A 12,556-nucleotide genomic window follows, 5' to 3' on the forward strand; every position below is an offset into this window, starting at 1 on the left:
TTGTTGTTAAAAATACATTTATCCATAAAAACAGGCGTGAGGTCCTTATTTCATGGGCTTTTTACCCTTTTGCCGGCCTGTGAAGCCGGCAAATCGGGCCTTTTTTCTTACAGTTAGCCTTGAGGCTGAACAGAAGACGTCATACCTGGCAATGCAACAAAGCCGATATCGTCATCTTCATGTACAGACACTTTCCAGCGTTTGTAAGAAGTCAAACCAGTTCCTGCAGGGATCAGACGACCCATGATGATATTCTCTTTCAGGCCACGCAAATGGTCTGTGCGAGAATTGATCGCTGCTTCCGTAAGAACTTTTGTAGTTTCTTGGAAGGACGCTGCTGAAATCCAGCTGTCAGTACTCAAGGAAACTTTCGTAATACCAAGAAGAAGTGGGCTGCAAGTAGCAGGTTGACCACCCTCTTTGTTAATACGTTCGTTTTCTTCCATGTAAGCGTATCTTTCAACTTGCTCACCAGCCAGGAAGCGGCTGTCGCCGGCATCACGGATTTCTACTTTACGTAGCATCTGACGAACAATGACTTCGATATGCTTGTCGTTGATACCAACCCCTTGAAGTCTGTAAACTTCTTGGATTTCATTCACAAGGTATGCAGACAAGGCTTTCGCACCCAGAACCGCCAGAATGTCATGAGGATTTGTTGGACCATCCATCAAAGCCTCACCGGCTCTTACGTACTCACCTTCTCTTACAGCAACGTGCTTACCTTTAGGGATGAGGTATTCTTTTTGCTCACCCACTTCAGGAGTTACGATCACACGTTGTTTACCTTTAACGTCTTTACCGAATGTCACATAACCATCGATCTCAGAGATGATAGCTGCTTCTTTCGGTTTACGAGCTTCAAACAATTCAGCAACGCGCGGTAGACCCCCCGTGATATCCTTCGTTTTCGAAGCTTCACGATGCATCTTCGCAATAACGTCACCGGCATGAACTTCCTGTTGGTCAGAAACCAGAAGCTGTGCACCCACTGGGATCAAGTATCGCGCAGGGATTTCACGGCCTGGAAGATTCAATGTCTTACCATTGCCATCTACTAGGAATACTGTTGGCTTAATGTCAGAAGACTTAGACTCCATGATAACTTTAGTCGCGAAACCAGTTACCGCGTCGACTTGCTCCTGCATTGTCGAACCTTCTTCGATATCGCTGTATTGGATCTTCGCAGAAACTTCGGCGATGATCGGATTCGAATATGGATCCCACTCAGCAACAGTTTGACCTTTAGTGACTTTGTCACCTTCTTTAAAGTTCAAAACAGCACCGTAAACGAGCTTGAAGTTTTCACGCTCACGACCTGCTTCGTCGATAACAAGGGCAGAACCGTTACGATTCATCACAGTCAACTTACCATTACGGTTTGTCACTGCATGAACGTTTACAAGTTTAATAGTACCATCATGGCGAGTTGTATGAACAGATTGCTCAACCGCACGAGAAGCCGCACCACCCAAGTGGAACGTTCTCATCGTCAACTGAGTACCTGGTTCACCGATTGATTGTGCTGCAATGATACCCACTGTTTCACCAAGGTTCACAGTGTTACCGCGAGACAAGTCACGGCCGTAACATTTCACGCACACGCCACGTTTAGATTTACAAGTCAAAGCTGAACGGATGTCGACTTTGTCGATACCCAAACCTTCGATTGTTTTAACATCAGTTTCAGTGATCTCGTGATTTGCTTTTACAATCACGTTGTTGCTCATTGGATCAACAACATCTTTCAACGTTGTTCTACCAAGGATACGATCGCCGATGTTTTGGATGATCTCGCCAGCTTCGTAAACTGGAGTGATTTCCAAACCGTCTTCAACTCCGCAATCGATTTCAGACACAACCACGTCTTGAGCAACGTCAACCAAACGACGAGTCAAGTAACCAGAGTTCGCTGTTTTCAATGCGGTATCGGCCAAACCTTTACGCGCACCGTGCGTGGAGATGAAGTACTGGATAACTGTCAAACCTTCACGGAAGTTCGCAGTGATCGGAGTTTCGATGATCTCACCAGAAGGTTTCGCCATCAAACCACGCATACCACCGAGCTGACGGATCTGAGCAGCGGAACCACGGGCTCCGGAGTCAGCCATGATGTAGATAGGATTGAATGAAGGTCCTACTACTTCTTTGCCATCAACTACGAAAGTTTGTTTTTCGATCGCGTTCATACCTTCTTTTGCGATCTTGTCACCCGTTTGAGCCCAGATATCCACCACTTTATTGTAGCGCTCACCATCTGTGATCAAACCTTCATCGTACTGCTGTTGGATTTCAGTCACTTGTTTCTCAGCGTCTGCGATCATTGTCGCTTTGGCTGCTGGGATCACCATGTCGTCGATACCGATCGACATACCTGCCGCAGTTGAATATTTGAAACCAAGTTCCATGATTTTATCAGCCAAGATACAAGTCGCTTTTGCACCGGCAAGACGGAACGTCTTATCGATCAACGCGGCGATTTGTTTCTTATTCATCGTTACGTTCACTTCGTTGAACGGAACTTCTTTAGGAACGATGTCAGACAAGATTGAACGACCTACAGAAGTCTCTTGAACTTTACCGTTCAAACGAACTTTACAAGCCGCTTGCAAGTCAACCAAACCAGTCTCGTAAGCATATTGCGCTTCTTGAACGCTCGAGAATGCTTTACCAGTTCCTTTTGCGCCAGGGCGGATACGAGTCAACCAGTATAGACCCAACACGATATCTTGTGATGGATTGATGATTGGCTTACCGTTCGCTGGAGAAAGGATGTTGTTCGTAGACATCATCAATACGCGAGCTTCAACTTGAGATTCCACAGAAAGTGGAACGTGAACCGCCATTTGGTCACCGTCGAAGTCGGCATTGAACGCCGTACACACTAGAGGATGCAATTGGATTGCTTTACCTTCGTGAAGTACTGGCTCGAAAGCTTGGATACCAAGTCTGTGAAGAGTTGGCGCACGGTTGAGAAGAACTGGATGTTCTTTAACCACGTCAGCCAAGATATCCCAAACTTCTACTGTCTCTTGATCAACAAGGCGTTTTGCTTGCTTGATCGTTGCTGCCAAACCTTTTTCTTCAAGTTTGTTGTAAACGAACGGTTTGAACAACTCGAGAGCCATCTTCTTAGGAAGACCGCATTGGTGAAGTTTCAAAGTTGGACCAACTACGATAACCGAACGGCCAGAGTAGTCGACACGTTTACCCAAAAGGTTTTGACGGAAACGACCTTGCTTACCTTTCAACATATCAGAAAGAGAACGCAATGGACGTTTATTTGGACCGGTGAAGGTCTTACCGCGACGACCATTATCCAACAAAGCGTCCACTGCTTCTTGCAACATACGTTTTTCGTTGCGGATGATGATGTCTGGAGCGTTCAGCTCCTGAAGACGTTTCAAACGGTTGTTACGGTTGATAACACGACGGTACAGGTCATTCAGGTCAGACGTCGCGAAACGGCCGCCATCAAGAGGTACCAATGGACGAAGATCAGGAGGAAGAACTGGAAGCGCTTCCAACATCATCCACTCTGGCTTGTTGATGGAACCTTTGAAGGCTTCAACAACGCGCAGGCGTTTAGTCAATTTTTTGATACCAGCTTCGGACTTGGTGTCTTTAACTTCCAAGCGAAGTTTGCGAGAAAGGTATTCAGGATCGATTTTTTTCAAAAGATCACGAACTGCCTCGCCACCCATTCCGTATTTGAAGGATGGGCCGAACTCATTCAAAGCCGCTTGCAATGCTTCTTCAGTCAATACCTGGCCTTCTTCCAATGTAGTTTCCATTGGATCGATAACCACGTGTGCTTCACAGTAAAGAACCTTTTCAACGTCTTTCAAAGAAAGATTCAAAAGGTTACCAATACGAGAAGGCAAAGAGCGCAAGAACCAGATGTGCGCTACTGGAGTTGCCAATTCGATGTGACCAAGGCGCTCACGGCGAACCTTGGTCTGAGTCACTTCAACGCCGCACTTTTCACAGACGACGCCACGGTACTTCATACGTTTATACTTACCGCACAAGCACTCGTAATCCTTGATAGGACCGAAGATTTTCGCACAGAACAAGCCATCACGTTCAGGCTTGAATGTACGATAGTTGATAGTTTCTGGCTTCTTAACTTCACCAAATGACCATTCACGAATCATTTCAGGTGACGCCAACGAAACTCGTACGGCGTCAAACGAAAGTGGATCTTTTGGTTTATCGAAAAAATTCAACAAGTCTCTCAAAGAACACCCCTGTTGTTAAATTATTAAACTTAGTGCTGCTCTGGTTCGTCTTTAGACGCAACCGGTGCAACTGGTTCTACCTCGATCACTTCTTCGTCACCAAAATCTTCATCTTGGTCACGTAGAATGTCAGACTCCATCAACTCCACGTTCAATGCAAGAGACTGAAGCTCTTTCACCAATACGTTGAAGGACTCTGGAAGGCCTGGCTCAAGGATGTTTTCACCTTTCACGATGCTTTCATACATACGAGTTCTTCCTGCCACGTCATCTGACTTAACAGTAAGGAACTCTTGCAGTGAGTAAGCAGCACCGTAAGCTTCGATCGCCCAAACCTCCATCTCCCCGAGACGCTGACCCCCGAACTGTGCTTTACCGCCCAGAGGCTGTTGAGAAACGAGTGAGTAAGGTCCGATAGAACGAGCGTGGATCTTCTCTTCCACCAGATGGTGAAGTTTCAGCATGTACATGATACCCACAGTAACTGGGTTCGTGAACGGCTCCCCTGTACGACCGTCGAAGAGGACGGACTTACCGGATGTTGGAACCTGTGCTTTTTCAAGAAGACCCTTCACGTCCGCCTCACGAGCACCGTCGAAGACCGGAGTACCCACGTGGATACCATTCTTCATGCGGTTGACCATGGACTTCAATGAAGCATCGTCAGCTTTATCAAGTTTTGTAGAGATGTCGCTGTCGTTGAAGATGTCTTTCATCTCGGAACGTGCGTTTTCCGCATTCCATTTCTCAAGATGTGCACCCAGTTGTTTACCAAGGTTGTGCGCTGCCCAACCCAAGTGAACCTCAAGGATCTGACCGATATTCATACGAGAAGGAACCCCCAGTGGGTTTAGAACCATGTCAACTGGCGTACCGTCAGCTAGGTATGGCATGTCTTCCGCAGGCAATACTTTGGAGACGACACCCTTATTACCGTGACGACCAGCGAACTTATCCCCGACTTGCATTTTACGTTTGATAGCAACGTAAACTTTAACCATTTTGATCACGCCCGGAGGCAATTCGTCACCTTTACGAAGACGATCGATCTTTTCATTGAACACAAGTTTAACTGCATCCAACTGGTTACGAGCATTGTCGATGATTTTGTTCACCTGGAATTCAAGGTCTTGTTCAAGAGGGATGTAGTTCAACAATTCGAATGGAACTGTCTCTAGATCCGCCTCTGTGATTTCTTGACCTTTATTCAACAACTTCTGAGAACCGTCTTCATTCAGAAGAACGCCAGTGGTGATTTTACCAACCAGGATGTCACGAAGTTTGGAGATAGCGTTATTTTTGATAACGTTCTGCTCAACCGCCAAGTCTTTTTCAAGCTTGCGTTTTTTCTCTTCGATGATCAGGGACAAACGCTCATCGCGGTCTGCGCCTTCACGAGAGTAAACTTGAGCATCGATAACAGTCCCGTATACGCCGGATGGCACACGCAGAGACGTATCACGAACGTCGCCGGCTTTTTCACCGAAGATCGCTCTCAAAAGTTTTTCTTCTGGAGAAAGCTGAGTTTCACCTTTTGGAGTCACCTTACCAACCAGGATGAAGCCTGGACGAACTTCCGCACCGATGCGGATGATACCAGAGCTGTCGAGGTCTTTAAGAGCCTCTTCACCGACGTTAGCGATATCGCGAGTGATCTCTTCCTTACCAAGTTTTGTATCACGAGCCACGCACTCGAATTCTTCGATGTGGATGGAAGTGTAAACGTCGTCTTTCAACAAACGTTCAGAAATAAGGATGGAGTCCTCGAAGTTGTAACCTTGCCAAGGAGTGAACGCCACCAGGATGTTTTGACCCAGAGCCAATTCACCAAGTTCTGTAGAAGGACCGTCAGCGATGATGTCGCCTTTAGAAACCTTGTCACCTACAGTTACGATTGGTTTTTGGTTGAAGCATGTATTTTGATTTGTACGTTGGTACTTAGTGAGGTTGTAGATGTCTACGTTCGCACCAAGTTCTCCGCCTTTTGCAAAACGACGAACAACGATACGAGAAGCATCAACTTCTTCAACGATACCGTCGTTTTGAGCAACAACGGATGTACCAGAGTCACGAGCAACAAGTCTCTCAACGCCTGTTCCAACAAGTGGAGCGCGAGAACGGAGCAATGGCACCGCTTGACGTTGCATGTTCGATCCCATCAAGGCACGGTTGGCGTCATCGTGCTCCAAGAATGGAATCAGTGAAGCTGCGATGGAAACCAGCTGAGATGGAGAAACGTCCATCAAAGCAACTTTGTCTTTATCAACGATCTCATACTCACCGTCACGACGAGTGATGGTAGTTGCAGTCTGGATGGCTTTGTTGCCAGCTTCGTCACGAGCCGCCGGAGCGATGTGGTGACCAGCTTCTTCCAATGCAGAAAGATAGTTGATGTCCTTGGAAACCTGACCAGCATCAACTTTACGGTATGGAGTCTCGATGAAACCATAGTTGTTGATACGAGCGTAAGTCGCCAGGGAAGCGATCAAACCGATGTTTGGACCCTCTGGAGTTTCGATAGGGCAGATACGTCCGTAGTGCGTAGGATGTACGTCACGTACTTCGAAACCTGCACGGTCACGAGTCAAACCACCAGGGCCGAGAGCTGACAAACGACGTTTGTGAGTGATCTCGGAAAGTGGATTCGTCTGATCCATGAACTGGGACAATTGAGAAGAACCGAAGAATTCTTTAACAACCGCGTTCACAGGTTTCGCGTTCACAAGATCGTGAGGCATCATTGTTTCAACGTCTTGAAGAGACATACGTTCACGGATCGCGCGCTCCATACGAACCAGACCGATACGGTATTGGTTCTCAAGCAACTCACCTACAGAACGAACACGACGGTTACCCAAGTGATCGATATCATCGATAACGCCGCGACCGTTTTTAAGGTCGATCAAAGTTTTAATAGTACTCAAGATATCTTTGTGAGTGAGTGTTCTGTGTGAAGGAGGGCACTCATCCATAGAAATACCGAATCTGTGGTTGATCTTAATACGACCAACTTCAGACAAATCGTAAGTTTCTGGATCGAAGAACAAACGACCGAAGAACGTCGTAGCTGCTTCCAAAGTTGGAGGCTCACCAGGACGAAGGCGTTTGTAGATCTCAACAAGAGATTCTTCTTTGTTAGTTACTTTATCTACTAGCAACGTATTGCGAAGGTAAGGACCTACAGTCAAACCGTCGAAGAAGATCATGAAGAAACGGTCGATACCAGCATCAAGAGCTCTTTTGATGATAGCAGAGTTCAATTCTGCATTCGCATCAGCGATGATCTCACCAGTAGATTCATCGATAAGAGGTTTCGCCAAAACTTTTCCATCAAGATCGTTCGGCTCAACTTCAAGCTCAGTGATGTTAAGATCTTTGATTTTCTTAACGATCGCACGAGTGATACGACGACCTGCTTTTACAAGCGCCTCACCCGATTTTGGATCAACGATATCAGCCAATGCTCTTTGACCTGACATTCTTTCGATATCAAGCTTACGGTAAAGTTTGCCACCGCGAGCGTAAACTTCATCAAGATCGTAGAAGTACTCAAGCAATTGTTCCGCGTTGTAACCAAGAGCCTTCAAAAGGATTGTTACAGGGAATTTACGACGGCGATCGATACGAACGTGGATAATATCTTTTTGGTCAAATTCAGCATCCAACCAAGAACCACGGTAAGGAATCACACGTGCAGAGTAGATCAATTTACCAGAAGCTGCGTTCTTACCACCATCGTGATCGAAGAACACACCTGGAGAACGGTGCAACTGAGAAACAACAACGCGCTCAGTACCGTTGATGATGAAAGAACCGTTAGCAGTCATAAGAGGAATTTCACCGAGGTAAACTTCCTGCTCTTTCACGTCACGGATGCTGCGTGCTTCAGTTTCTTCATCAACATCGAATACGATCAGACGAAGAGTCACCTTGATAGGAGCAGCGAAAGTCATACCACGCTGACGGCACTCGTCCACGTCGTACTTAGCTGGCTCTAGAGTGTAAGAGACAAACTCAAGGCTTGCTGTGTTGTTGAAATCTGTGATTGGGAAAACAGATTTGAAAACGCCATTGAGACCAGCTTCGCCACGGCGATCTGGATCCATATCTTTTTGAATGAAAGCTTCGTAAGAAGATTTCTGCAATTCAATCAGATTTGGGATATCAATGACTTGCTTATTTTTCGCGAATGACTTTCTAACTCGAATGTTAGAAGCCGTAACTGGAGTTTTTTCCAATGTACTCTCCGTGATAAGAAAATCGGACATTCGCTTCGGGGGGAATGTTCCAAGGCCCACATTAAATAAAAACGCAAGTATCTCAAACTACCCTAAGTTTTCAATAAATCAAGTGATTCTAAAGGTTTTTGAGGGCTTTCCAATTTCTTCAGAACCCACTCAACACCCCGCAGGGCGTTGCGTTATTAGGTCCAGATCACGCCATTTTTCTGGCTCGAAAATGAGGCCGTATCGTAGCCTACCCTAAACCCCCAAAGGACCCTCACCATGAAAGCTCTTTTTGCCCTGTCTTTACTGTTATTGACGGCTTGCTCCCACTCAATCAGCCTGCGTGCCACTCATTTTGCTGCTCCCGTGGTCGCAGAAAACCAATGGGGTGGCCACGCAGCCGTAGTCGCCGCCTCTCAAACGCGAGTCACCGTCATCGACGACATCGCCACCAATCCCCCAACCCGCACAAAAGTGCGCATTAACGATGACGCCGACGTCGGAGACATGTTTGGGGCCAACAATATTGGCTTTGATGCCAGCCTGAGCGTCTATAAAGGCATTGAAATATACATGGACAATTTCCTATGGGGAGCCCGATATCAATTCCTGAACCACGGCTCACAAACAGGCGTCTGGGTTGGAGCCATCCAAGGGGCCTTTGGAACAAAAAGTGAATCCACCGACGAATTCAGCATCAACCACTCCACATCTCAAGCCGACGCCAAATCCAGCATCACGACATCTCAAGCCGGAATCAGCCTGGGTTACAAGCTTCAGCATGTGGTTCCTTATTTTTCGTATATCTATGAGGCTCACAAGATCGAAACCGACGTAAAAAACACCCACGGAACCTTTGGCCCCTACACCAACGAGGGCGTTCACGGGTACTATTCACTGGGGCTCAGCACTTACCAACGGGGCTTCCGCATTGCCGCCGAATACAGCTACATTGACATCAAATGGAAAGATTCCGAACAAACCGGCCAAGGAGCTTTTGGGATCAAAGCGGGATTCGCCTGGTAATCCGAGCATAGCCCGAAAAACAAAAAGCCTCGTGTTTCCACGAGGCTTTTCATTTTTAGCATAAACTAAAAGGCAGAAATTACTTAACAGTAACTTTCGCGCCCGCAGCTTCAAGAGCTTTCTTGATTTTTTCTGCGTCTTCTTTAGTAGCGCCTTCTTTAACAGCTTTGCCGCCAGCTTCAACAAGAGCTTTAGCTTCAGCAAGACCCAAACCAGTCAAACCACGTACTTCTTTGATTACGTTGATTTTGTTCGCGCCTGCATCAACCAAGATAACGTCGAAAGCAGTTTTTTCTTCAACAGCAGCAGCAGGGCCCGCGCCAGCAGCAGCTACAGGAGCAGCAGCAGAAACGCCCCATTTTTCTTCAAGCATTTTTACAAGTTCAGCGATCTCAAGAACTGTTTTTTGAGACAACGCATCAACCAATTGATCGTTAGTTAGAGACATTTTAAAATCCTCCAGAGGATAAAAATTATTTATTAATTCAATTCATTAGCGCCGCAAGCTTATGCTTGAGGAGCTTCTTCAGTAGTAGCACCGCCACCAAGTTTCTCAGCGTAAGCATTCAAGCATCTAGCAAGTGCAGAACCTGCACCCAATAGTGTACCGAGGAACATAGCGCGAAGTTGGTCTTTGCCCGGAAGAGTTGCCAAAAACTTAATTTTAGCGTCATCCAAAGCTTCGCCATCCATAACACCAGACTTGATTTGAAGAACTTCTACGTCCTTAGCAAACTCAGCAAGTGTTTTAGCAGTAGCGTTCACTTCACCGTATGAGAATACGATGGCGTTAGTACCTTTCATTGAATTAGCAAAAGCTTTTTCAATAGCTGGGTGATCTTTGAACGCTCTTTTTGCAAGAGTGTTGCGGACAACTTTCATCTCTGATTCAGCAGCATTCAATTTTTTGCGCAAGCTAGTAACTTGCTCAACCTTGATGCCTTTGAAGTCGACGATGAAAGCTCCTTTAGCATTACCGAACTTTTCAGTGATAAGCTTAATCTCTTGCTCTTTATCTGCGCGAGTGATCATAAGTGAGCCTCCTTTCATTAGACTTTTGCCCTTCTTGCGAAGGGGCCTGTGCGAATCAGGTCGGTTTGGAGGTCGCGTTGGTGAATCCAGATAAATCCGAATCCATTTTAGAAAACCTTTTTGCCTTATCTCGGTAGGCCCCTCACAAACGAGGGATTACATCTACTAGAAGAAACCTACTGTCTCTGATCGCAATAAAACTTAAGAACTAATACAAAATAACCAGTAAAAAAACAAGGCTCCGATCATGTCGGAGCCTGTCAATTACGTGTTAGCACCAGTTGCAGCAGCTGCTGCATTTGGTTCAATCTTAATACCAGGACCCATAGTTGAAGCTACGGCGATGGATCTAAGATAGATACCTTTGGAAGATGCTGGTTTTGCCTTAACGATAGCTCCCAACAAAGTCATGAAGTTATCTTTAAGTTTAGCATCTCCCATAGATTTCTTACCGATACCAGCGTGAACGATACCTGCTTTATCAACGCGGAAATCCAACTTACCTTTTTTCTCGGCAGTTACGGCTTCACCAACGTTCATAGTTACAGTACCGATTTTTGGATTCGGCATCAAACCACGAGGCCCCAAGATCTTAGCAACTTTAGAAACAGTCGCCATCATATCTGGAGTCGCGATACATTTATCGAAATCCAACCAACCACCTTGGATTTTAGCTACAAGGTCGTCAGCACCAACGAAGTCAGCGCCAGCTGCTTTCGCTTCAGCCTCTTTCGGGCCTTTTGCGAAAACAACAACTTTAACTTCTTTGCCCAAACCGTGAGGAAGAGCAATCGCTCCGCGCACTTGTTGGTCGGATTGCTTAGGGTCGATACCCAAGCGCAAAGCTACGTCGATAGATTCATCAAATTTCGCTGGAGCTACGTCAACAACGAGTTTGAATGCTTCATCAACAGTGTACTTTTTTGCAGAATCAACTTTTTTAGCGACTGCTGCGAATTTCTTACCTGCCATTTTTACCACCCTTAACCGATGTCGATGCCCATGCTCTTAGCTGTACCAGCAACTTGTGACATTGCGGATTCAACTTTCAAGCAGTTCAAATCAGGCAATTTCGTTGTAGCGATTTGCTTAATTTGATCGTTATTGATTTTGCCAACTTTGTCTTTTTGAGGCTGTTTTGAACCGGAGTCCAATTTCAACGCCTTTTTGATCAAAGAAGACACCGGTGGTGTTTTTGTGATGAAAGTAAACGATCTGTCTTGATAAACAGTGATGATGATAGGGATGATGCTATCACCCAACGCTTGTGTACGAGCGTTGAACTGCTTACAGAATTCCATGATGTTTACCCCGTGCTGTCCAAGTGCCGGTCCAACGGGAGGAGCTGGATTAGCTTTCCCTGCCGGTATTTGCAGCTTGATCATTCCTGTAACTTTTTTTGCCATGACCCACTCCTGCAAGAGGTTGTGTTAATAAGAAACGGAACCCCAAAGGTCCCGTTTTTGTTCTAAGTGCCACCCTATGTAGCGCTTAAATTAATTTTTTTCAACTTGAATGTAGTCCAATTCCACTGGAGTTGGTCTACCGAAGATGCTGACAAGAACTTTCAGTTTCCCTTTGTCCTCGTTCACTTCTTCTACAGAACCCTGGAAGTTGCTGAATGGACCGTCGATAACAGTCACATTCTCACCTACAGAGAACTTCACTTTTGGTTTCGGTTTTTCTGCAACGCCAGCCATTTGCTGAGTTACACGAAGAACCTCGGCTTCCGGAACTTCCGGAGGACGAGTTTTAGTACCGCCCACGAAGCCGGTCACTTTAGACGAATTACGTACCAAATGCCAAGTCTCATCGTTCAAAAACATCTGAACGAAGATATAACCCGGGAAAAATTTACGTGATTTGGTCTGTTTTTGACCTTTTACAAGTTCCACTACGCTTTCCGCAGGGATCAAGATCTCGCCAAAGAACTCTTCCATTTTGGAAGACTTGATTTTCTCTTCGATGGCTTTCTTAGCCGTGTTTTCACAGCTCGTCTGAACGTTAACAATGTACCATTTTTTTCCATGG

At 46.0% G+C, this 12,556-nt stretch carries 8 protein-coding genes; 1 reads left to right on the top strand and 7 read right to left on the bottom strand.

Annotated elements, in window-relative coordinates; genetic code table 11:
• Positions 1-113: 113 nt before the first annotated feature.
• Together rpoC and rpoB are read right to left on the bottom strand one after the other, a co-directional pair.
• Positions 114-4,241, bottom strand: a complete 4,128-nt coding sequence (gene rpoC, locus ACES2G_RS13805; RefSeq protein WP_374000514.1) for a DNA-directed RNA polymerase subunit beta' — start codon at positions 4,239-4,241, stop codon at positions 114-116.
• A 29-nt stretch (positions 4,242-4,270) separates the two neighbouring features.
• On the bottom strand, positions 4,271-8,509 hold the full coding sequence (rpoB, locus tag ACES2G_RS13810) for a DNA-directed RNA polymerase subunit beta (RefSeq protein WP_374000515.1): 4,239 nt from the start codon (positions 8,507-8,509) through the stop codon (positions 4,271-4,273).
• Between the two features lie 237 nt (positions 8,510-8,746).
• Here rpoB and ACES2G_RS13815 point away from each other — a divergent pair, with 237 nt between their 5' ends.
• Positions 8,747-9,493, top strand: coding sequence for a hypothetical protein (locus ACES2G_RS13815; RefSeq protein ID WP_347359718.1), 747 nt, complete (start codon positions 8,747-8,749; stop codon positions 9,491-9,493).
• 79 nt (positions 9,494-9,572) lie between these two features.
• Here ACES2G_RS13815 and rplL read toward each other — a convergent pair whose 3' ends face one another.
• The 5 genes from rplL to nusG all read right to left on the bottom strand — a co-directional run bounded on the left by rplL (position 9,573) and on the right by nusG (position 12,537).
• Positions 9,573-9,941 carry a 50S ribosomal protein L7/L12 gene (gene rplL, locus ACES2G_RS13820; RefSeq protein WP_284608038.1) on the bottom strand — a complete coding sequence of 123 codons (369 nt, stop codon included), beginning with the start codon at positions 9,939-9,941 and terminating at the stop codon, positions 9,573-9,575.
• Between the two features lie 59 nt (positions 9,942-10,000).
• Positions 10,001-10,525 carry a 50S ribosomal protein L10 gene (rplJ, locus tag ACES2G_RS13825; RefSeq protein ID WP_374000516.1) on the bottom strand — a complete coding sequence of 175 codons (525 nt, stop codon included), beginning with the start codon at positions 10,523-10,525 and terminating at the stop codon, positions 10,001-10,003.
• A 264-nt stretch (positions 10,526-10,789) separates the two neighbouring features.
• On the bottom strand, positions 10,790-11,497 hold the full coding sequence (gene rplA, locus ACES2G_RS13830) for a 50S ribosomal protein L1 (protein ID WP_374000517.1): 708 nt from the start codon (positions 11,495-11,497) through the stop codon (positions 10,790-10,792).
• An 11-nt stretch (positions 11,498-11,508) separates the two neighbouring features.
• Positions 11,509-11,931 carry a 50S ribosomal protein L11 gene (gene rplK / locus ACES2G_RS13835; RefSeq protein WP_347359619.1) on the bottom strand — a complete coding sequence of 141 codons (423 nt, stop codon included), beginning with the start codon at positions 11,929-11,931 and terminating at the stop codon, positions 11,509-11,511.
• Between the two features lie 90 nt (positions 11,932-12,021).
• Entirely contained in the window at positions 12,022-12,537 is a 516-nt protein-coding gene (nusG, locus tag ACES2G_RS13840; protein ID WP_374001904.1) for a transcription termination/antitermination protein NusG, read from the bottom strand.
• Positions 12,538-12,556 lie beyond the last annotated feature (19 nt).

It is taken from the genome of Bdellovibrio bacteriovorus, assembly GCF_041888015.1.
GTDB lineage: Bacteria > Bdellovibrionota > Bdellovibrionia > Bdellovibrionales > Bdellovibrionaceae > Bdellovibrio.